22 protein-coding genes are annotated in these 21,604 nt (G+C 56.1%); 3 read left to right on the top strand and 19 right to left on the bottom strand.

Translation table 11 applies throughout. The annotated features are described in order from the left end of the window. Positions 1–118: 118 nt before the first annotated feature. The 7 genes from AP057_RS02920 to yqiS all read right to left on the bottom strand — a co-directional run bounded on the left by AP057_RS02920 (position 119) and on the right by yqiS (position 8,207). A complete protein-coding gene (locus tag AP057_RS02920; protein WP_055358021.1) occupies positions 119–1,462 on the bottom strand; it encodes a dihydrolipoamide acetyltransferase family protein in 1,344 nt (447 codons plus the stop codon). A 37-nt stretch (positions 1,463–1,499) separates the two neighbouring features. After that, on the bottom strand, positions 1,500–2,483 hold the full coding sequence (locus AP057_RS02915; RefSeq protein WP_055358020.1) for an alpha-ketoacid dehydrogenase subunit beta: 984 nt from the start codon (positions 2,481–2,483) through the stop codon (positions 1,500–1,502). A gap of 16 nt (positions 2,484–2,499) precedes the next feature. Next, complete coding sequence (locus AP057_RS02910) at positions 2,500–3,495, bottom strand: thiamine pyrophosphate-dependent dehydrogenase E1 component subunit alpha (RefSeq protein ID WP_055358019.1); 996 nt, start codon at positions 3,493–3,495, stop codon at positions 2,500–2,502. Positions 3,496–3,562: 67 nt separating this feature from the next. Beyond that, positions 3,563–4,984, bottom strand: a complete 1,422-nt coding sequence (gene lpdA, locus AP057_RS02905) for a dihydrolipoyl dehydrogenase (protein ID WP_055358093.1) — start codon at positions 4,982–4,984, stop codon at positions 3,563–3,565. Positions 4,985–5,046: 62 nt separating this feature from the next. Next, entirely contained in the window at positions 5,047–6,129 is a 1,083-nt protein-coding gene (gene buk / locus AP057_RS02900) for a butyrate kinase (protein WP_055358018.1), read from the bottom strand. 54 nt (positions 6,130–6,183) lie between these two features. Beyond that, positions 6,184–7,287, bottom strand: a complete 1,104-nt coding sequence (locus AP057_RS02895; RefSeq protein ID WP_033009431.1) for a leucine dehydrogenase — start codon at positions 7,285–7,287, stop codon at positions 6,184–6,186. A 20-nt stretch (positions 7,288–7,307) separates the two neighbouring features. Next, positions 7,308–8,207 carry a phosphate butyryltransferase gene (gene yqiS, locus AP057_RS02890; protein WP_055358017.1) on the bottom strand — a complete coding sequence of 300 codons (900 nt, stop codon included), beginning with the start codon at positions 8,205–8,207 and terminating at the stop codon, positions 7,308–7,310. Positions 8,208–8,341: 134 nt separating this feature from the next. Between yqiS and AP057_RS02885 the strand changes: the two genes are divergently transcribed. Continuing rightward, positions 8,342–8,590, top strand: coding sequence for a DUF2627 domain-containing protein (locus AP057_RS02885; protein ID WP_033009427.1), 249 nt, complete (start codon positions 8,342–8,344; stop codon positions 8,588–8,590). 58 nt (positions 8,591–8,648) lie between these two features. On the opposite strand, the gene AP057_RS02880 is transcribed toward AP057_RS02885, so the two are convergent. Next, positions 8,649–9,377: a glycerophosphodiester phosphodiesterase gene (locus AP057_RS02880; protein WP_033009425.1), complete on the bottom strand. Its 729-nt coding sequence runs from the start codon at positions 9,375–9,377 to the stop codon at positions 8,649–8,651. 110 nt (positions 9,378–9,487) lie between these two features. On the opposite strand from AP057_RS02880, the gene AP057_RS15960 reads away from it, so the two are divergent. Further along, entirely contained in the window at positions 9,488–9,640 is a 153-nt protein-coding gene (locus tag AP057_RS15960; RefSeq protein WP_064502501.1) for a YycC family protein, read from the top strand. Positions 9,641–9,768: 128 nt separating this feature from the next. On the opposite strand, the gene spo0A is transcribed toward AP057_RS15960, so the two are convergent. The 6 genes from spo0A to dxs form a co-directional block, all read right to left on the bottom strand. Continuing rightward, on the bottom strand, positions 9,769–10,548 hold the full coding sequence (spo0A, locus tag AP057_RS02875; protein WP_049626131.1) for a sporulation transcription factor Spo0A: 780 nt from the start codon (positions 10,546–10,548) through the stop codon (positions 9,769–9,771). 290 nt (positions 10,549–10,838) lie between these two features. After that, positions 10,839–12,134: a SpoIVB peptidase gene (spoIVB, locus tag AP057_RS02870; RefSeq protein WP_081106590.1), complete on the bottom strand. Its 1,296-nt coding sequence runs from the start codon at positions 12,132–12,134 to the stop codon at positions 10,839–10,841. Between the two features lie 187 nt (positions 12,135–12,321). After that, the gene (recN, locus tag AP057_RS02865; RefSeq protein WP_033009423.1) at positions 12,322–14,043 is read right to left on the bottom strand and encodes a DNA repair protein RecN; all 1,722 of its coding nucleotides are present in this window, start codon (positions 14,041–14,043) and stop codon (positions 12,322–12,324) included. Positions 14,044–14,184: 141 nt separating this feature from the next. Beyond that, positions 14,185–14,634 carry a transcriptional regulator AhrC/ArgR gene (gene ahrC, locus AP057_RS02860; RefSeq protein WP_033016443.1) on the bottom strand — a complete coding sequence of 150 codons (450 nt, stop codon included), beginning with the start codon at positions 14,632–14,634 and terminating at the stop codon, positions 14,185–14,187. A gap of 80 nt (positions 14,635–14,714) precedes the next feature. Continuing rightward, positions 14,715–15,563, bottom strand: a complete 849-nt coding sequence (locus AP057_RS02855) for a TlyA family RNA methyltransferase (protein ID WP_033009419.1) — start codon at positions 15,561–15,563, stop codon at positions 14,715–14,717. 4 nt (positions 15,564–15,567) lie between these two features. Beyond that, positions 15,568–17,460: a 1-deoxy-D-xylulose-5-phosphate synthase gene (gene dxs / locus AP057_RS02850; RefSeq protein WP_055358016.1), complete on the bottom strand. Its 1,893-nt coding sequence runs from the start codon at positions 17,458–17,460 to the stop codon at positions 15,568–15,570. 70 nt (positions 17,461–17,530) lie between these two features. Here dxs and AP057_RS17255 point away from each other — a divergent pair, with 70 nt between their 5' ends. Beyond that, positions 17,531–17,686: a hypothetical protein gene (locus AP057_RS17255; protein WP_160331341.1), complete on the top strand. Its 156-nt coding sequence runs from the start codon at positions 17,531–17,533 to the stop codon at positions 17,684–17,686. Here the strand turns inward: AP057_RS17255 and AP057_RS02845 are convergent. The 5 genes from AP057_RS02845 to nusB all read right to left on the bottom strand — a co-directional run bounded on the left by AP057_RS02845 (position 17,683) and on the right by nusB (position 21,497). Beyond that, positions 17,683–18,576, bottom strand: coding sequence for a polyprenyl synthetase family protein (locus AP057_RS02845; RefSeq protein ID WP_055358015.1), 894 nt, complete (start codon positions 18,574–18,576; stop codon positions 17,683–17,685). The two genes, AP057_RS17255 and AP057_RS02845, sit on opposite strands and share 4 nt — an antisense overlap. A gap of 3 nt (positions 18,577–18,579) precedes the next feature. Continuing rightward, a complete protein-coding gene (locus tag AP057_RS02840; protein ID WP_033009414.1) occupies positions 18,580–18,810 on the bottom strand; it encodes an exodeoxyribonuclease VII small subunit in 231 nt (76 codons plus the stop codon). Further along, a complete protein-coding gene (gene xseA / locus AP057_RS02835; RefSeq protein ID WP_055358014.1) occupies positions 18,807–20,153 on the bottom strand; it encodes an exodeoxyribonuclease VII large subunit in 1,347 nt (448 codons plus the stop codon). Before xseA ends, AP057_RS02840 begins: the two co-directional genes overlap by 4 nt. Positions 20,154–20,163: 10 nt before the next feature. After that, positions 20,164–21,018, bottom strand: coding sequence for a bifunctional methylenetetrahydrofolate dehydrogenase/methenyltetrahydrofolate cyclohydrolase FolD (folD, locus tag AP057_RS02830; protein ID WP_033009410.1), 855 nt, complete (start codon positions 21,016–21,018; stop codon positions 20,164–20,166). Positions 21,019–21,104: 86 nt separating this feature from the next. Continuing rightward, positions 21,105–21,497: a transcription antitermination factor NusB gene (nusB, locus tag AP057_RS02825; protein WP_033016434.1), complete on the bottom strand. Its 393-nt coding sequence runs from the start codon at positions 21,495–21,497 to the stop codon at positions 21,105–21,107. Between the last annotated feature and the right edge of the window lie 107 nt (positions 21,498–21,604).

Below are 21,604 nucleotides of genomic sequence, written 5' to 3'. Positions count from 1 at the left end.
CTCGAGTTTCTCCTTCACCTATTCGTTTCTGCCCCCATTATACATCACATTTGTGAGAGAAGTTTGAAATCACCCCATGCAAAAACCCCACCGCCAACCGATGGCGATGGGGGAATCGTTAATAAATCGGCGTGTTGTCTTTGTTCATATTTTCCAAAATCGCTTTGACGCGGGCGAGGAAGCGTCCACAAATGAGGCCATCCAAGACGCGGTGGTCAAGCGACAAGCATAAGTTGACCATGTCGCGGATGGCGATCATGCCGTTTTTGACGACGGGTCGTTTGACGATCGTTTCCACTTGCAAAATGGCCGCTTGCGGGTAGTTGATAATGCCCATCGACTGCACCGAGCCGAACGCGCCGGTGTTGTTGACGGTGAACGTGCCGCCCTGCATGTCTTCCGGGCGCAGTTTGCCGGCGCGCGTTTTTGCCGCCAGTTCAGCGATTTCACGGGCGATGCCTTTGATCGTTTTTTCATCGGCGTGCTTGATGACGGGCACGAACAAGGCGTCATCCGTCGCGACGGCGATCGAGATGTTGATGTCTTTGCGTTGAATGATCTTATCGCCCGCCCACGTCGAGTTCAGCTGCGGGAATTCTTTCAGCGCTTGGGCGACCGCCTTGACGAAGAAGGCGAAATACGTCAAATTGAAGCCTTCACGCCGCTTGAACTCGTCTTTGATGGCATCGCGGTAGGCGACAAGATCGGTGACGTCGACTTCGACCATCGTCCACGCGTGCGGCGCTTCGTGTTTGCTGCGGAGCATGTTCGCCGCAATCGCCTTGCGCACCGGGGTGACCGGAATTTCGATGTCGCCCGCTCCGGCTTCGACGTTCGGGGCCGCTGGTTTGATCGGCGCTGCCTGCGGCGCGGTTGGCGCGGCCGCGGCAGACGGTTGAGCCGCCGCGGCGGCCGGGGCCGGCTGCTCCGTTCTCGGTTCCGCTTTTGGCGCCGCTTGTTCCGCCGCCGGTGCCTCTCCCGCTTTCGGAATTTGGCCGGACTCAATGAGTTTGAGCAAATCTTTGCGCGTCACCCGCCCGCCAAGGCCGGTGCCTTCGACTTGTTCGAGGTCAATGCCGTGTTCCTGAGCCAAGCGGAGCACGGCCGGCGAATAGCGGCCGTTGTTTGCCCGGCCGGCCTTTTTCGGAGCGGCTGGCTTGGCATTGTCTTCTGCTTTCGGCGCTTCATCCGCCGGCTTCGCTTCCGAAGCCGGTGCAGCGCCTTCGACTTCGATCGTGCAAATCGGCGCGCCGACCGGGAGCGTCTCCCCTTCTTTGGCGATCAGCTCGCGGATGACGCCGGCAAACGACGACGGAATTTCCGCGCTCACTTTATCGGTGATGACTTCAGCGATCGGGTCGTATTTGTTCACTTTGTCGCCCGGGGAAACGAGCCATTTGCTGATCGTGCCTTCCGTGACGCTTTCCCCGAGCTGAGGCATCGTCAATTGTTCGATGGCCACATCGATACCCTCCTATCTTGGCTGCAATGTCTTCGCCTCAAAACGCCGCTAATTCGCGCATCGCTTTTTCGACTTTTTCTGGATTGATCATAAAGAATTTTTCCATCGTCGGCGCATACGGCATGGCCGGAACGTCCGGGCCGGCGAGGCGCATAATCGGCGCGTCGAGATCAAACAAACAATGCTCCGCGATAATGGCGGCGACTTCGCTCATGACGCTGCCTTCTTTATTGTCTTCCGTAATAAGCAGCACTTTCCCCGTTTTGCTCGCCGCTTCGATGATCGCTTCTTTGTCAAGCGGGTAGACGGTGCGCAAATCGAGCAGATGGACGGAAATGCCGTCTTGTGCGACGCGTTCGGCCGCCTGCAAGGCAAAATGGACGCACAGCCCGTACGTGATGACCGTGATGTCCTCTCCTTCACGCTTGACATCAGCTTTGCCGATCGGCAATACGTAGTCGTCTTCCGGCACCTCTCCTTTAATGAGGCGATAGGCGCGTTTATGCTCGAAAAAGAGCACCGGATCTTCATCGCGAATCGCCGCTTTCAATAATCCTTTTACATCATACGGCGTCGACGGCATGACGATTTTCAGCCCCGGCTGGTTGGCGAAAATCGCTTCCACCGATTGAGAATGGTACAGAGCACCGTGAACACCGCCGCCGTATGGGGCGCGGATGACGATCGGGCAGTTCCAGTCGTTGTTCGAGCGGTAGCGAATGCGCGCCGCCTCCGAAATGATTTGGTTGACCGCCGGCATGATGAAGTCGGCAAACTGAATTTCCGCGATCGGGCGCAGACCGTACATCGCCGCGCCGATGCCGACGCCGACGATCGCCGATTCGGCAAGCGGCGTATCAATCACGCGCTCTTCGCCAAACTGCTCGTACAATCCTTGCGTCGCTTTGAACACTCCGCCTTTTCGGCCGACGTCTTCTCCTAACACAAACACGCGCGGGTCGCGCTCCATCTCTTCGCGAATTGCCATCGTGACCGCATCAATATAGGAAATAACAGGCATCGTCAAATCCCCTCCCTTACTCCTCGGCATACACGTAGCGAAGCGCGTGCTCCGGCTCGGCGTACGGCGCCTTCTCCGCGTAGTCGGTCGCTTCGTTCACTTCCTTCATGACGCGCGCTTGAATTTCTTCATCCCGTTCATCGGTCAAAACGCCCGTTTCTTTCAAATAGTTGGTAAATGTGATGATCGGGTCTTTGGCGCGCGCCTCGGCGAGCTCTTCTTCCGTCCGGTAGACGCGATGGTCGTCATCCGACGAGTGCGACGTCAGCCGATACGTCACCGCTTCAATCAACGTTGGCCCTTCGCCGCGGCGGGCGCGGTCGGCCGCTTCCTTGACGACGCGGTATACTTCAAGCGGATCGGTGCCGTCGACCGTATAGCCCGGCATGCCGTAACCGACAGCGCGGTCGGACACTTTTTCGCACGCGAGTTGTTTCGAAATCGGCACGGAAATGGCGTACTGGTTGTTTTCGCACATGAAGATGACCGGAAGCTTGTGAACACCGGCGAAGTTTGCCCCTTCATGGAAGTCGCCTTGGTTCGACGACCCTTCGCCAAAGGTGACAAAAGTGACAAAATCTTTCTTTTCCATTTTCGCCGCTAACGCAAAGCCGACCGCATGCGGCACTTGCGTCGTCACGGGCGAGGAGCCGGTGACGATCCGGTTTTTCTTTTGCCCGAAATGGCCAGGCATTTGCCGGCCTCCGGAGTTCGGGTCTTCCGCCTTGGCGAACGCCGCCAGCATCAATTCTCTCGCCGTCATGCCAAATGTCAGCACAACCCCCATATCGCGGTAGTACGGCAGTACATAGTCCTTCGTCCGATCGAGGGCGAACGCCGCGCCGACTTGCGCCGCTTCCTGCCCTTGGCACGAGATGACGAACGGAATTTTTCCGGCGCGGTTTAACAGCCACATCCGCTCATCGAGCTTGCGGGCGAGAAGCATTGTTTCATACATTTCCAACACCGTGTCATCGCTTAATCCGAGCGCTTGATGACGGTTTTGCGCCATCACAACAACCTCCCTTAGATTCACATAGTCAACCAATGATCACGCGCCAAGCTCATGCCGCCACGAACTAAAAATGAATCGCTTTGCCATCGACCGCCAGCGCCGCTTCCGCCATGGCCTCTGACAGCGTCGGATGCGGGTGGATCGCATGGGCCACTTCCCACGGAGCTGCATCAAGCACGCGGGCGAGCCCGGCTTCGGAAATCAAATCGGTCACGTGCGGCCCGACCATATGGACGCCAAGCAGATCGTCCGTGTTCCGGTCGGCGATGAGTTTCACAAACCCTTCCGCCTCACCGAACACAAGCGCCTTGCCAATGGCTTTAAACGGAAATTTGCCGATTTTGACATCATAGCCTTTCGCTTTCGCCTCTTGTTCGGTTAAGCCGACCGCCGCCGCTTCTGGACGGGTGTAAATGCAGCGGGGCACCATCGAATAGTCAATCGGCGCTGGATTGCGCCCGGCCAAATGCTCAATGGCGACAATCCCTTCATGGGCAGCGACATGGGCCAGCTGCAGGCCGCCGATGACATCACCGATTGCGTAAATGTGCGATTCTTTCGTTTGGCCGAACTCGTTTGTTTGAATATATCCCTTCTCCACAACAATTTCGGTGTTTTCAAGACCAATTCCTTCAATGTTCGCCTGACGCCCGATGGAAACGAGCATCTTGTCGGCCGCAAACGTTTTCCGCTCGCCTTGATGCTCCGCTTGGATCGTGACGCCGTTTCCTTTCTCGAGCGTTTCCGTGAGCACCCGCGCCCCTGTGACGATGTTGACGCCGCGGCGGCGGAGCAGTTTTTCCATTTCTTTTGAGACATCTTCATCTTCTGTCGGCAAAATGCGATCGGCATACTCAAGCACGGTGACCTCCACACCGAAATCGTTGAGCATCGACGCCCATTCCATGCCGATGACGCCGCCCCCGACGATCAAGATAGACGACGGAAGCACCTCCATTTGCAGCGCCTCATCCGATGTCATCACGAATTCGCCGTCCGGCTCAAGCCCCGGTAGCGTGCGCGGCCGCGAACCAGTGGCAATGACGACGAATTTCGGGACAAGCATTTCGTTTTCGCTGCCGTCGTTCATCTCAACCGACACCGTCCCCGGCAGCGGGGAAAAGATCGACGGGCCGAGCAGGCGGCCGATGCCGGCGTACACATCGATCTTCCCTTTTTTCATCAAATGCTGCACACCTTTATGGAGCTGGTCGACAATCGTCGCTTTGCGCGCCTGCACTTTCGCGAAATCAAGGCGCACATCACCGGCGATGACGCCAAACGCCTCGCTATTTTTCGTTTGCGCGTACACTTCCGCACTGCGGAGCAGCGCTTTGGACGGAATGCAGCCGGCGTGCAGGCACGTGCCGCCGAGCTTCCCTTTTTCGACAACCGCCGTTTTCAAGCCGAGCTGCGAGGCGCGAATAGCGGCCACATAGCCACCTGTGCCGCCGCCGAGAATGACGACATCGTATTCTTTTGCCATCTTGTCTTCCCCTTTCTCATCCGTTGCCGCATCAATGCCGGACTGAAACCGGCGAAGCCGCTTCACCCTGAATACGTTTTTTCCTCTTCTTCGCCGCGCAGGACGCGAAGCGCCCCTTCGGCAAGCGCCTGCAGTTCGTTTTCGCCCGGATGGACGATGACATCGGCGATCCATTGCACGCGGCGAGTGATTCGTTCGACAAACGATTTGCCATACGCCAACCCGCCGGTCAAAATGATGGCGTCCACTTTGCCCGCCAATACGGCGCTTGCCGCGCCGATTTCTTTCGCCACTTGGTACGCCATCGCCTCATAGACGAGCTTGGCCTTTTCATCGCCGGCTTCGATCATGTTCTCGACTTTCACCGCATCGTTCGTGCCCAAATACCCGACAAGTCCGCCTTGACCGACGAGCATGCGCATCACTTCCTCGCGATAGTAGTCGCCCGAGAAGCATAGCGCCACCAAATCGCCGGCCGGCACCGTCCCGGCACGCTCCGGGCTGAACGGGCCTTCGCCGTCAAGCCCGTTGTTCACGTCCACCACCCGCCCTTGCTTATGGGCGCCGACCGTGATGCCGCCGCCCATATGAGCGACGATCAAGTTCAGTTCGTCATACCGCTTGCCAAGCTGCTTGGCGACGCGGCGCGCGACCGCTTTTTGGTTTAGGGCGTGGAAAATGCTGCGCCGCTCAATGAGCGGAAAGCCGCTGATCCGGGCGATTGGCTCAAGCTCATCGACGACGACCGGGTCGACGATAAACGCCGGGATGTTTAAGGCCGAGGCGATCTCATGCGCCAAAATGCCGCCGAGATTGGAGGCGTGCTGTCCCGAATAACCGCGGCGCAAATCTTCAAGCATTGCCTCATTGACGCGGTACGTCCCGCCTTCGATCGGGCGGAGGAGTCCACCGCGGCCGCAGACGGCGTTCAACTTCGATAAATTGATCCCTTCTTCATCGAGAGCTTGCAAAATCGTTTGTTTACGAAACTCATACTGATCCGCAATCGTTTTATATTGCCGAAGCACCTCCGCCTCGTGGCGGATCGTTTTTTCGAGCAATGGCCGTTCGTTTTCAAAGACGCCGATTTTCGTTGACGTCGAACCTGGATTGATCGTTAAAATGCGGAACTTCTGCTCTTGCATCGTTGTCGTCCCTCCGTCATCCGCCGGCGGGGCGGAGGCCGCCCCGCGCCGCTGTTAGCGGGCGCGACGGCGGCTTAAAATATGGTGACCATTTTGCAAAAATTGACTGCGCGCTTTGCGCATCGTTTCAATCCGTTCTTCCGCCATCCGGTCGGCGGCCACATACGTTGGAATGTTGTCGCGCTTGGCGATGGCAAACACTTTTTCGATGTTGTCATAAATTTGCTCGATTTTTTTCATCGCCCGTTCCCGATTGTAGCCGTACAGTTCGTCCGCGACATTGATGACGCCGCCGGCGTTGATCACATAATCCGGGGCATAGACGATGCCCATTTCATGGATGATGTCGCCATGGCGCGGCTCTTTCAGCTGGTTGTTCGCCGATCCGGCGATCACTTTCGCTTTCAGTTGCGGAATCGTTTGATCGTTGATGATGCCGCCGAGCGCGCATGGAGCAAAAATGTCGCACTCCACGCCGTAAATGTCGTTCGGGTCGACCGCTTTCGCTCCGAATTCCTCGACCGCGCGCGCCACCGCTTCCTTGTTGATGTCAGTCACGATGAGTTTCGCTCCTTCTTCGTGCAAATGGCGGCACAAATGATACGCGACATTGCCGACTCCTTGGACGGCGACGACTTTTCCTTCGAGCGAATCGCTGCCGAACGCCTCTTTTGCCGCCGCCTTCATGCCGCGGTATACGCCGTAGGCGGTCGCCGGCGATGGGTTGCCGGATGAGCCGAATTCGGGCGAAATGCCGGTGACATAGTCGGTTTCTTGATAGATGATATCCATATCGGCGACGGTCGTGCCGACGTCTTCCGCCGTGATGTAGCGGCCGTTCAGCCCTTGAATGAAGCGGCCGAACGCCCGGAACATCGCTTCGTTTTTATCTTTGCGCGGGTCGCCGATGATGACCGTTTTGCCCCCGCCCAAGTTGAGGCCGGCGGCCGCGTTTTTGTACGTCATGCCGCGGGCGAGGCGCAAGGCGTCTTCAAGCGCTTCTTCTTCCGAATTGTACATCCACATGCGCGTCCCGCCGAGCGCCGGGCCGAGCGTTGTGTCATGAATGGCAATGATCGCTTTCAAACCCGATTCTTTATCTTGGCAAAACAGCACTTGCTCATAATCGTAAGTTTCCATATATTTGAACAATTCCATCTCAGATGGCCTCCTTCTTTTCATTTCACTGCCGAACAGATGGCGAGCGCCAACGAATACAGTTTGCTTTCCGCCGAGTCGGCGCGCGACGTCAAGACGATCGGCGCCTTCGCCCCGGCGATGACCGCGCCGACTTTGGCTTTTGCAAAGTAGACGAGCGACTTGTACAACATGTTGCCGGATTCAATGTCCGGCACGAGCAAAATATCAGCCTGTCCAGCCACTTCGCTTTCAATTCGTTTATGCTTCGCCGCCGTCATAGACACTGCATTGTCCAAGGCAAGCGGCCCGTCAAGCAGGCAATGTTCGATTTGTCCCCGCTTTTGCATCATCGCGAGCGCCGCTGCATCGACGGTTGCCGGCATGGCCGGATTGACCGTCTCCACCGCCGCCAGCGCCGCGACTTTCGGACGCTCGATGCCGATGGAACGCGCCACGCTGACGGCATTGTTCACAATTTGCACTTTTTGCTCGAGATCGGGGGCGATGTTCATGGCCGCGTCGGTCACGATGATCAGCCGTTCGAACGCCGGCACGTCAAACACCGCGACATGGGACAACACCTTTCCTGTGCGCAGCCCGTATTCTTTGTTCAAGACGGCTTTCAGCAAGGTTGCCGTCGGTACGTGCCCTTTCATTAAGGCATCTGCTTCATTCAAATGAACGGCGCGCACCGCCAGTTCGGCCGCTTGGGCGACCGAATTGGTGTGAACGATGTCGACATCGGCAAAACGCGCCCCCCCTTTTTCTTTGAGCAACCGTCCGATTCGCTCCCGGTCTCCGTACAGCACAAACCGGCCGAGGCGATGCTCGAGCGCCATCGCCACCGCTTCGATCACTTCCTCATCCTCGGCGGCGGCCACGGCCACCGTCCGACCTTGACATTGACTTGCTTCCTCGATTAATGTGTTCGACTTCATCGTCTGCACCAACCTTTTCTGCCAATCCGTCGAGGCAGTTTTATCATACCCGCTTTTTCGTTCCTTGACAAATGACGGATAACGGTTATGATAATCGGTGAAGTGATTTCTGCTAGGAAAGGGACGCGATCGCGATGGGGCGAATGATTGCGCTGTTCATTTTAGTCGTTCCGGGGCTGGCGGCGGCGCTCGGCATTAAATGGATGCGCGATGCGTTGTTTGGCATCATGCAGCCGCCGTTTGCCGCCTTATGGCTGCAATTTCTCGCCGGGCTTGTGCTGTTTGCAGCCGGGTTGGCGTTTATTGGCGGGTTTTTGCTGCACCGCGACCGAAAACGGAACAAAGTGCAGGCGCGTTTTCAACGAAAACGAAAAACGCCTTGATTCGGAATTGGAAACCATCCATTTCAAGGAAAGCCAAAAAACGCCTTAACGGTTTTCGTTAAGGCGTTTTCTCTTTCCATTCCTTCGCTTGACGCGGATAGTCGGTGAAAATCGCATCCACTTTATAGGCGAACATCGTCTTCGCCGTTTTCGGCTTGTTCACCGTAAAGGGCCGGACTGCGACGCCGCGGCGCCGCGCATCCGCGGCGAAGTCCGCCGTCACCGTTCGGTGGTACGGATGCACCCCGCCTGCGTTCATCGCCTGCACATACGTCCACGGGTCATAGAGCGGCTCCATATAAAGAAGCGCCGTTTCGATCTCCGGCGCCAACTGGCGGCAAAGACGCATGCTGTTATGGTTGAACGATGAGAAAATCGTCCGGTTCTCGAGCCCATAGCGGCGCACAACGGCGATCACCTTTTGCTCAAGCCTTTCATAAGCCACGAGGCTGTTTTTCAGCTCAATGTTGACTAAAAGCCGTGTCGGCGCCAGCCAGGCGAGCACTTCCTCGAGATGGGGAATCGGGCAATGGCCGTAACGGCCGTCCCATTTCGCTGCTGCGTTGAACTTGCGGAGTTCGCGGTATAGGATGTCTTTGACCCAGCCGCTGCCGTCCGTCGTCCGGTCGACCGTTTCGTCATGAATGACGACCGGTTCGCCGTCTTTCGTCAGCTGCACATCGAGCTCAATGCCATCCGCCCCCGCCTTCAGCGCTTCTTCAAACGCTGCCATCGTATTTTCCGGGTGGGTTCCCGCCGCTCCGCGGTGGGCAAAAATATATGTCATGCCGTTTCTTCCTTTCCCATATAATTCGCCATTTGGCCGACAAAGCTGGCCGAATGCGGCAGTGATCGGTTATACTAAAAGTAATGTATGAGGCACTGGAGGGGAAGATGATGCAGCCGCTGAAAATTTCCTTGGAGACGGCGCAAAAGCTGGCAAAAGCGCTCGGCGTGCCGATCGAGCAAGTGATGCACATGCCGCCGCATATTTTGATGAAAAAATTGCTCGAACTTGAGAAAAAGGAAACAGAGCATGACGAACCGTAGCGGCCCGCCCTCATCAACGGGTGGCTTGGCGTTTCGAGTAGGCGCCCGGCCGCAAAAAAGGCCGGCGCCAAAAAGCCGGTCAACCGCTTTTTCGGCCCGCCTCTTTTGCCTTCACCGCGTTCCGCCCTTTATGACGCTTTATGCTCAAGCCGCAGTTTGTCGGCCACCATGGCGATGAATTCGGAGTTGGTCGGTTTGGCTTTCGAGACGCTGACCGTATAGCCGAACAGCGATGAGATCGAGTCGAGATTGCCGCGGCTCCAGGCGACTTCGATCGCATGGCGGATCGCCCGTTCGACCCGGCTTGCCGTTGTGTTGTATTTTTTGGCGATGTCCGGGTACAGCACTTTCGTGATCGAGCCGAGCAGCTCGATGTCGTGATAGACCATGGCGATGGCCTCGCGCAAATACAAATAGCCTTTAATGTGGGCTGGAACGCCGATTTCATGGATGATGCTCGTAATGCTCGCGTCCAAGTTTTTCGGCTTGTTGTCGCGCACTTGGGGCGCCGGGGCTGCTTTCCTCACAACCGGCGTCGTTTTACCGTAAACTTGCCGAATATGGTGGGCTAAGTTTTCCATGTCAAACGGCTTTAAAATGAAATAGGAAGCCCCGAGTTCAACCGCCTTTTTCGTCACGTCTTCCTGGCCGAACGCCGTCAGCATAATGACATTGGGCTGATGTTCGAAGCCGGCGCGGATTCTCTCCAAAACAGCCAGTCCGTCCAAATGCGGCATAATGATGTCCAACAGCAAAATATCCGGCCGCTTTTCCTCAAGCATCTGCAGGCAGTCCTGGCCGTTGTACGCCGTGCCGATCACTTCCATGTCCGGCTGGCTCGAAATATATTCATCAAGCAATGACACCAATTCGCGATTATCGTCGGCAATACACACTTTAATGCTCAACTTGATCGTCCTCCCCCACATTTTCTTCCTATGTAACTTTCCGTTAACGTACATTCGACAACAGCAGCAAAAAATCCTTTTCTTTTTCACAAATTAATGCAAAATAAAAATTATAGCAAAAAATGAGCTCTTTAGACAATATTCGTTTTTTTAACCATGTATTTGTCGAAAAATCTTTACATGTTCCATTTTAACGGATGTTTCACCAAATATCTATGCCCAATCGGCAAAATATTTGCCGTCTTTTTTGAAAAATTTTTGGGCTGCAAAAAAAGCGAGCTGACTCGCGGTCAGCTCGCCTTTTTTTGACGGCCATATAGATCGATTCCTGCTTCTTGCAGCATCCATTCAATATGGACGCCGTATCCCGATGTCGGATCGTTGACAAACACATGCGTCACCGCACCGACAAGTTTGCCATTTTGAATGATCGGGCTGCCGCTCATGCCTTGAACGATGCCGCCCGTTTTCTTGAGCAGGCGCGGATCGGTGACGCGGATGACGAGTCCTTTTGTGGCTGGAAACTTTTGTGGAACGTTGCTGACAATTTCAACATCAAATTGCTCCACCTTGTCGTTTTCGACCACTGTCAATATTGTTGCCGGTCCTTCTTTCACCTGGCTGGCCAAAGCGATCGGAATCGGTTTCGTGAATGGGCTGTCCGGCAATGGCTTTGTCAGTTTACCAAAAATGCCAAACGGACTGTTATTCGTCACCGTGCCGATCATCTCTTCGCCATCGGAGAAGCGGGCTAACTTTTCGCCTGGATTGCCGCTCGTCCCTTTTTCAATGGAGGTGACGGTCGAGCGCATAATTTGCCCATTTTGCACCAAAATCGGCTTTTTCGTATCCATGTCGGAAATGACATGGCCGAGCGCACCGTACGTTTTCGATTTTGGGTCATAGAACGTCATCGTCCCGATGCCGGCGGCGGAATCACGGATATACAAGCCGATGCGGTACACGTCGTCATGCTTGTCTTTCAGCGGAACGAGCTTCGCTGTGACGGAGTGCTGATCGCGCAGAATGGTGAGATGAAGCGGTTTTCCGGTTTTGCCGGCTTCCTCAATGAAAGGGGAGAGATCGCTCATGTTTTCAATTTTTTGCCCGTTAATGGCGGTGATCACGTCGCCGATTTGGATGCCGGCCGCCTCCCCCGGGGACTTCTTTCCGTTTTCTGTTTCGACTAAGTGGTAGCCGACCACAAGCACCCCAACCGTATTGAGTTTGACGCCGATCGATTGCCCGCCGGGGATGACTTTCAGCGTCGGTAGCACGTTGACATCCACTTGTTTAATCGGCATTCCGGCGACCTGCAAAACCAACGTTTCTTCTCCGCGCTGTTTCGCCTTTACAGACCACGAACCGTTTTTTTGCTCAACATTGAGCGTTTCGGGAGCGTTTCGGTCATGGACGGCCGCTTGCACCGGAAGGGCTGACGCCCGAAATTCGACCGTATCGCCTTCAAACAGCACAAGCTGCTTTGGAATTTGCCAATATTCTTTCATCGGTTTGGCAAAACCGATCGCCATCAGCATGCCTAGGAGAAGCACTCCTGCTATGTTTCGGGCCATTTCTTTCTTCAATGTCGTTCACTCTCCTCGCTCCCGCCTACACCATACAAAAACGGTTACAGTTTTAATTTTGCCTGAACAGGGGAAAATATAATCGCAACGCTTATAAAAAAAGCTGCCCGGATTGGATGGACTTTCATCCGGGCAGCCCATTGCCTCGCAGCGGGGGCAACGGCCCGACGGGGGACGGACAGCAAGGCTATCGCTTCATTTTCGCCGCCAGCTCGAGCAGCTCTTTGGCATGCTGCTTCGTCAGTTCGGTCATCTCCACGCCGGAAATCATCCGTCCGATTTCCTTCACCTTCTCCTCCTCATCGAGCTTTTTCACGGCCGTTTTGGTCCGCGTTCCGTCCGTTTCCTTCACGATCAACAGATGCGTGTCCGCCATGGCGGCGACTTGCGGCAGGTGGGAAATGCAAAGCACTTGCGACTGGCTGGCGATACGGTAAATTTTTTCGGCGATCGCCTGGGCGACCCGGCCGCTGACGCCGGTGTCGACTTCATCAAAAATAATCGATGTCACGCCTTGGTGTTTCGAAAAAATCGTCTTCAATGCGAGCATAATGCGCGACAGCTCGCCGCCTGAAGCAGTTTTGGCAAGCGGCTTCAGCGGCTCGCCGACGTTCGTCGACAGGTAAAATTCGACAACATCGATGCCGTCTTCCGCAAATTTGACCGGCACGCCGTCGACCAGCGGGGCGTCGAGCGGACCTTCGCGTTTGGCGAAGACGATGTCAAACTGCGTTTTTTCCATGTACAAATCTTTCAATTCTTGCTGAATGCGCTCAATCAGCTGCCGGGCGTACGCCTGGCGGATGCTGGTCACCTTTTTCGCCTCGGCAAGCAATTTGCCGGTCACGTCGGCAAGCTGCCGCTCGAGGTCGTGCACATGCATGTCGCGGTTTTCAATCGTCTCGATTTCTTCGGCGATCGCTTCGGCATACTGCAAAATATCGGCGATCGTCGCTCCGTACTTCCGTTTTAATTGCTGGATTTCCGCGAGGCGGCTTTCAATGGCGTCAAGCCGCATCGGGTCGTATTCAAGCTCCTCAAGTTGGTCGCGCAGCCTATACATGACTTCCTCGAGCAAATAGTAGCTGTTGGCCACCATTTCATGCGCCTCTTTAAGTTCCGCGTCCATCGCAGCGACGTCCTCGAGATGGCCCATCGCCTGGCCGACCGAATCCAAGCCGCGTCCTTCGCCGGCGAGCGCTTCGTAGCTATGCTGAATGGCTTGATAAATTTTTTGGAAATTCACAATCCGCACTTTTTCTTCCATCAGCCGCTCGTCTTCGCCAATCTCGAGCCCGGCTTGTTCGATTTCGCGCAGCTGAAACGTCAGCAAATCGAGCCGATGCGCCATTTGCTGCTCATTTTCACTCAGCTTTTTCAACTTTTTTACCAACGCTTCACGCTCTTCATACAGAGCGCGATAACGCGCCAGCGCCGCCGCCGTTTCCGCGCCGCCAAACTCATCGAGAAGCGGCAGATGACGGGATGGATCCATCAGCTCTTGATGCTCATGCTGACCGTGAATATCGACGAGCGTCGAACCGATGTCGCGCAGCACGGCGGTGGTGACGAGCTTGCCGTTGATGCGGCAGATGCTTTTGCCGCTCGCCAAAATGTCGCGGCGGAGCACCACCATCCCATCGCTGACATCAACGCCAATGTCCGCACATTTTTGGCAGCATGGATGGCGGTCGTCATCAAGCAAAAACAGCCCTTCAATTTCGGCCTTCTCTGCGCCGAAACGGACGAACTCAGACGAACCGCGCCCGCCGATGAGCAAATGAATGGCGTCGATGATGATCGACTTGCCGGCCCCTGTTTCGCCCGTCAACACCGTCAGCCCTTTATCAAACGACAACGAGAGCGATTCGATAATCGCGAAATTTTTAATCGACAGTTCAGCGAGCATTCCATCCTCCCCTTGAACGCTGGAATGGCGCCTGCCTTGTCCAGGCTGCCTTAATGATAAAACACGTGTTCACATCCCAACAAAGGACCGTCCCCGTTTGTTCCTCTCTCTGACGCAGAGGAAAGTCGGGCCGGTCCTCGGTTAAAGCATGGACAGCAGCTGGTTCGACACTTTTTTGGCGTCTTTTGGCGTCCGGCAGATGATTAAACACGTATCGTCGCCGCAAATCGTACCGACGATTTCGTCCCAGTCCAAGTTATCGAGCAGAACGCCGATGGCGTGGGCGTTGCCCGGCAGCGTCCGCAGCACGAGCAAGTTTCCGGTTCCGTCAAGCTTAATGAACACGTCAACGAGCGCCCGCTTCAGTTTTTGCAGCGGGTTGAAGCGCTGATCGGACGGAAGGCTGTACTTATAGCGGCCGTTGGCCATCGGCACTTTGACAAGCTGCATCTCCTTAATGTCGCGCGAGACGGTCGCCTGTGTGACGTTGAAGCCGGCTTCCCTCAGCCGGTCGACCAGCTCGTCTTGCGTCTCGATGTCGTTGTTCATGATAATCTCGCGAATTTTAATATGCCTTTGCCCTTTGTTCAAATCGCGCCACCTCCTCGTTCCCTAAGATGCGCAGTCGCGGCTCCGTCCGGCTGGGGGCGGGACTTCTTTCCGACGGTTGCTTAGGCGCCGTTTTCTTCCCCCTCTTTAAGGCTGAGGCGGGCGTGCGCTTCGCTGACGACGTCTGCAATCGGCTTGGCGAGCCGGTTTTCGCCTTCCCGCTCTTCGCCGGAATAGACGGCATGAAGCAAAAACTCGATATTGCCGTCGCCGCCGGTGATCGGCGAGTACGACAAATGAAGAACATCGAACCGTTCCGCGCAGGCAAACTGAACGATCGACTCCAGCACGTCGCGATGAACGGCCGGATCGCGGACGATTCCTTTTTTGCCAACCTTTTCTTTCCCTGCTTCAAACTGCGGTTTGACAAGCGCAATAACATCGCCGCCTGGAACGATGACCGTCTTGACGACCGGCAAAATGAGCCGAAGTGAAATAAACGACACATCGATGACCGCCACTTCCGGCAGCCCTTTTGTAAACAAATCCGGCGTCGCGTAGCGAAAGTTCGTCCGCTCCATGACGACGACGCGCTCATCTTGACGCAGCTTCCAGGCAAGCTGGTTGTAGCCGACATCGACCGCATAGGACAGTTTCGCTCCATGCTGCAAGGCGCAATCGGTGAAGCCGCCGGTCGAGGCACCGATATCGAGGACAATTTTTCCTTTAACGCTGATCTGAAATTCGCGCAACGCTTTTTCGAGCTTCAAGCCGCCGCGGCTGACGTACGGGAGCGGGTTGCCTTTCACTTCAAGCGGGATATCCGTTGGCACTTTCTCTCCGGGCTTGTCGAGCCGGATGTCGTTCGAGTAGACGAGGCCGGCCATGATCGCCCGCTTCGCTTTTTCACGCGTTTCCGCCAGCCCGCGTTCAACAAGCAGCACATCGAGCCGTTCTTTTTTCCCTTTCATCGTCTCAAGCCCTTTTCTGTTTTCTTGGCGCCATCGTTTTAATGCGGTCAACGATATGCGCGGCTGTCAGCCCAATTTCGCGCAGCAGCTCGCTGACGCTTCCGTGCTCAATAAACCGGTCAGGGATGCCCATCCGCTCGATCACCGCCTGATGGTAGCCGCGGTCATGGGCAAATTCAAGCACGGCGCTGCCAAAGCCGCCCTGCAGCACAGCTTCCTCGATCGTCAAAATCGGCAGGCGGCTTTCGAGCAGTTCAAGCAGCACCGCTTCGTCCATCGGCTTAATAAAGCGGGCGTTGACGACTTTGACCGAGACGCCTTCTTTCGCCAATTGGTCGGCAGCCTCAAGCGCCATGGAGATCGTTGTCCCAAACGTCAAGATCGCCGCATCGCGGCCATCGCGCAGCACTTCCCACGTGCCGATCGGAATCTCTTTCAGCTCCTCGTCAAGCGGAACGCCCAGGCCGTTTCCGCGCGGGAAACGCATGGCAATCGGCCCGTCATCGTAGCGGATAGCCGTATACACCATGTGCTGGCCTTCATTTTCATCTTTTGGCATCATCAGCACCAAGTTCGGCACATGGCGCAAAAAGGCGATGTCAAACACCCCCTGGTGCGTTTCGCCGTCGGCGCCGACAAGCCCGGCGCGGTCAATGGCGAAAAAGACGTTTAAGTTTTGCCGGCATACGTCATGGACGACTTGGTCGTACGCGCGCTGCAAAAACGTCGAATAAATGGCCAAAAACGGTTTCATCCCTTGCGTCGCCAGCCCGGCCGCCAGCGTCGTCGCATGCTGTTCGGCAATGCCGACATCAAACATCCGATCCGGAAATTCGCTTGCAAACCCTTCCAGCTTCGATCCGACCGGCATCGCCGGCGTAATGGCCACGATGCGCGGATCCGTGCGCGCGAGCCGGCGCACCGTTTCGCTGACAAGCGCGCTCCACGACGGCCCGGCTTCCTTCGTTTTCACAAACGCACCAGTTTCAATTTTGTACGGGCCGGTGCCGTGCCACGTTCCCACTTTGTCGTTTTCCGCCGGACTGTAGCCTTTCCCTTTTTTCGTGATCACATGCACGAGCACCGGACCTTTCATTTTCTTCGCATAACGCAAATTTTCAAACAGATCCTCAAAATCATGACCGTCCACCGGTCCTAAATACGTAAACCCGAGCTCTTCGAAAAACACGCCGGAAACGAGCAAGTATTTTAAACTGTCTTTCAAACGTTCGGCCGTGGCCGCCAGCTTGCCGCCGACCGCCGGGATGCGCTTGAGCAACAATTCAAGCTCATCTTTCACCCACTGATATTTGCCGGCTGTTCGCAACCGTCCGAGGATGTTGTGCAGCGCCCCGACGTTCGGGGCGATCGACATTTCGTTGTCATTTAAAATGACAATCATATCCGTTTTTTCATGGCCGATATGGTTGAGCGCCTCGAGCGCCATGCCGCCGGTGAGCGCCCCGTCGCCGATGATCGGCACGATGTATTCATCCGTCCCTTTTAAATCGCGGGCGATCGCCATGCCCATCGCTGCCGACAGCGACGTTGAGCTATGGCCTGTTTCCCAGACATCGTGCTCGCTTTCGCTCCGCTTCGGGAAGCCGGACAACCCCTTGTACTGGCGGAGCGTGTCGAACTCAGCAGCGCGACCCGTCAAAATTTTATGCACATACGTTTGATGCCCGACATCCCAAATGAGTTTGTCTTTCGGGCTGTCAAACTCCCGGTGCAGGGCGATCGTCAGCTCGACGACCCCTAAATTTGGGCCGATGTGTCCTCCCGTTTTGGACAGCTTTTCAATTAAAAACCGCCGAATCTCGGCGCTTAACTGTTTCAGTTCCGGAATGGACATCGTTTTTAACACGCGCGGATGTTCAATTTTCGTCAAATCCAAATGAGATCACTCGCTTTCATTCGGTCATTCTCCGAGCCGATTCCCTAGAATACAGGTAGTATTATTATACATGATTCGCCGCGAAAAATCGACTTTTGCCGCCAACGCCGGCCTTGGCGCCACTGTATGGCCGCGGCGCGAAGATGAAAGACCTATCATGGGGCGGAAGCAAAAAAGCAACACAGCCGCCCTTGCTCCGAAGCAAGGGCGGCCGTTCCGCTTTTAATGGTCGCGGGCGGCGACCAGTTCGCAAATATAGGCGAGCGCGGCGCCGTCAACGTCGGCGTGCCGTAAATGGCGCTGCGCCGCCTCGATATGGAACGCCAACTTTTCCTTCGCGCCGGCAAGCGACAGCAACGCTGGATACGTCGCTTTGTTGTTGCTTTGGTCGCTGCCGACCGGCTTGCCGATTTTTTCTTCTGCCCCTTCAATATCGAGAATATCATCGCGAATTTGAAAGGCAAGGCCTAGATGGGCGGCAAATTCGTCAAGCTCCCGCGTTTGCCGGGCATCAGCGCCGCCGATCAAGGCGCCGGCGTGCACGCTGTATTGCAGCATTTTCCCGGTTTTATGCCGATGGATGTATTCGAGCTCCGAAAGCGTCAGCGTTTTCCCCTCTCCTTCCATATCGGCTACCTGACCGGCGACCATCCCTTCCGGACCGGCCGCTTTCGCCAGCCGTTCGATGAGCCGAAGCCGGACGGAAGGAGGGATGCGCTCATCGTCGATTTCGGTGATCAATTGAAACGCGTACGTCAACAACCCGTCCCCCGCCAAGATGGCCATCGCCTCGCCGAACACTTTATGGTTCGTCGGCTTGCCGCGCCGCAAATCATCGTTGTCCATGCTCGGCAAATCATCATGGATCAAAGAGTACGTATGGATCATTTCAATCGCGCAGGCGACGGGCAATCCGACCGCCGGGTCTTTGCCGAGCGCCCGAACGGTGGACAGAAGCAGCAACGGACGGATTCGTTTGCCGCCGGCCTCCAATGAGTACGCCATCGCCTTTTTCAGCTTCGCCGGCCCTTCTAAGCGCTCTATATAACGGGAGAGCGCTGTTTCCACCGCCTGTTTTTGCTCGTTGAGAAACTGTTCAACTGAAAGCTGCGCCACCGCTTACTCCTCCTCCGGCGAAAAAGGCACGAGCTGACCGTCTTCGCGCAACATATACTCGAGCTGTTTTTCGACGTGCTGCAGTTTATCATGGCAAAGTTTCGACAGCTTCATGCCTTCTTGAAAAAAGACGATCGCCTCTTCAAGCGGCACATTTCCTTCCTCGAGCCGTTCGACGATTTCCTCAAGCTTTTTCATCGCTTCTTCAAACGTCAGCTCTTTTTCTTCGCTCATATTGTTTTCTCCTCCACTCCCGTCACTTGACAATCGACTTGTCCGTCTTGAATCCGGATGGACAGGCGCTCGCCGACCTGAAGCTGGCCGATTCGTTTGACAAGCTCGCGTCGCTCATTGTACACCAAACTGTAGCCGCGCTCCATGATGCGGAGCGGACTGAGCGCCTCAAGCCGCGCGACATGGGAACGAAAGCGGAGCGCATGGCGCTCTAAGGCGGTGCGCATCGCTTTTTCAAGCGCGCCGGCAGCCGCTTTTTGCCGCTCCTTCATCCGCTCAAGCTCGGCCGCCGGGTGATGGCGCCACAGCCGCAGGCGCAGCTCACGCCATTGTTGGCGCTTCTTGTCGAGCAACCGTTCGCGCTGGCGGGCGAGCCGGTCGAGCAACACGTCAAGCTGCTGCTCTTTTTGTTCGTACAGCCGCCTTGGATAGCGGAAAGCGTACGATGCTTGAAGCCGCCGCAACCGTTCCTGGCTGGCAGCGAGCTGTTCTTTCATGGCGCGGATCATCCGCCATTTCCGCTCGGCGAGCCGCTCAGTCAGCTCCCCGACGTGCGGCGCAGCCAGTTCTGCTGCCGCCGTCGGTGTCGGCGCCCGCAAATCGGCGACAAAATCGGCGATCGTAAAATCGGTCTCATGGCCGACGGCGGAAATGACCGGCACGCGCGAAGCAAAGATGGCGCGGGCGACGATTTCTTCGTTAAACGCCCACAATTCTTCAATCGAACCGCCGCCGCGGCCGACAATGAGCACGTCAACCCCGCCGAACTCATTTGCCCGCTCGATGGCGCGCACGATTGACAGCGCCGCCCCGTCGCCTTGGACGAGCGCCGGAAACAAAATGATTTTCGCAAGCGGATAGCGGCGGCGGATCGTCGTCATAATGTCGCGCACCGCCGCTCCGGTCGGCGATGTAACAACGCCGATGCAGCGCGGAAACGCCGGAAGCGGCTTTTTATGGACGGGAGAAAACAGCCCCTCCGCCTCGAGCCGTTGCTTCAGCTGCTCATACGCCAAATACAGGCGGCCGATGCCTTCCGGCTGCATTTCTTTTACATATAGCTGGTAGTTCCCATTCGGCTCATAGACGGAAATTTCCCCACGCACAAGCACGTTCATCCCATCTTCGGGACGGAACGGCAAATGTTGATTGTAGCCGGCAAACATAACCGCGGCAATGCGCGCCTGGCTGTCTTTTAAGGTAAAATACATATGGCCGCGCGAATGCTGCTTAAAGTTGGAAATTTCACCTTTCACCCATAAATCGCGCAAATGCGGGTCGACGTCAAATTTGCGCTTAATGTATTTCGTCAGCGCCCCGACGGTGACGTATTTCACTTCCATCGAAACCGCCTCACTTCACGGCGAGCTGCCGGGCCGCTTCGATCGTGTTGTGCAACAGCATCGTAATCGTCATCGGACCGACCCCTTTTGGCACCGGCGTGATATAGCCCGCCACTTCTTTGACGGCGTCAAAATCAACATCGCCGCACAGTTTGCCGCTCTCCAAACGGTTGACGCCGACATCAATGACGACAGCTCCCGGTTTGACGTGGTCCGGACCGATGAGACGCGCCTTGCCAACCGCGACGATCAAAATGTCAGCCTGCCGCGTGACGGCCGGCAAATCAGGCGTTTTCGAATGGGCGTAGGTGACGGTCGCATGCTCGCGCAAAAACAGCTGGCCGACCGGTTTGCCGACGATGTTGCTCCGGCCGACGACGACGACATGCTTCCCGGCAATGTCGATGCCGGCAGATTTGACCATCACAAGAACGCCATGCGGAGTGCACGGAAGAAACGCCGGCTGGCCGATCATCATTTTCCCGACGTTGATCGGGTGGAAGCCATCGACATCTTTTTCCGGGGCGATCGTTTCAATGACCGACCATTCGCGGATATGCTCCGGCAACGGCAGCTGCACTAAAATGCCGTGCACCGCCGGATCGCCGTTCAGTTCGCGGATTTTCGCCAACAGCTCCTCTTCGCTGATGGACGCCGGAAATGTGTAAAGAAATGAACGAATGCCCACTTCAGCGCACGCTTTTTGCTTCCCTTTCACATACGAATGCGACGCCGGATCGTCGCCGACAAGAATGACGGCCAGCCCCGGCTCAACGCCGCTTTCCTTCAACTTCGCTGTTTCTTCCGCCAACCCGGCGCGAATCGTTGCGGCCAGTTCTGCTCCGCTGATGATTTGTGCTGTCATCGTATCTCGTTCCCCTCTCCTTGTTCGTCCATCCATATCGGTTTGCCTGACTTGACGCCGAAAGCTTGCGCAGCCGGCGGCCTGTCCTATTTTTGCAGCGCCGCCTTCACTTTCGAAAGCACGCCGTTGACAAAACTCCCGGATTTCCAATCGCCGAATTTTTTCGCCAGCTCGACCGCTTCATCGAGGCTGACGCTCACCGGCACATCGTCGACATACTTCATCTCATACGTCGCCATGCGCAAGATGGCGCGGTCCACATTGGCCACCCGCTCAAGCGTCCACTTTTCCAAATTGGCACGCAACAGCTCGTCAATTTCCTCCTGGTGCTCGACGACGCCTAGTACAAGCTGGCGCAAAAATGGATCCGCTTCGCTGCTTCCTGCCACATTGGCCAGCGCCTCCTCCGGCGGAATGTGCCCGACGTCGATTTGAAACAGCGCCTGCAGCGCTTTTTCCCGCGCTTCATGCCGCTTCATTGCCTTCCCCCCTCTCTAAATACGAACATTTATATTAAAATCTTATCATATTTTTCGGAAAAAGCCAGCCCCTTCCCGTCGCCCGTCTTGCTGCCGATTTTACACCG

Source organism: Geobacillus sp. Sah69, from assembly GCF_001414205.1.
GTDB lineage: Bacteria > Bacillota > Bacilli > Bacillales > Anoxybacillaceae > Geobacillus > Geobacillus stearothermophilus.
Note: the sequence above shows the minus strand (reverse complement) of the source record. Positions and strands in the feature narration are given on the sequence as shown.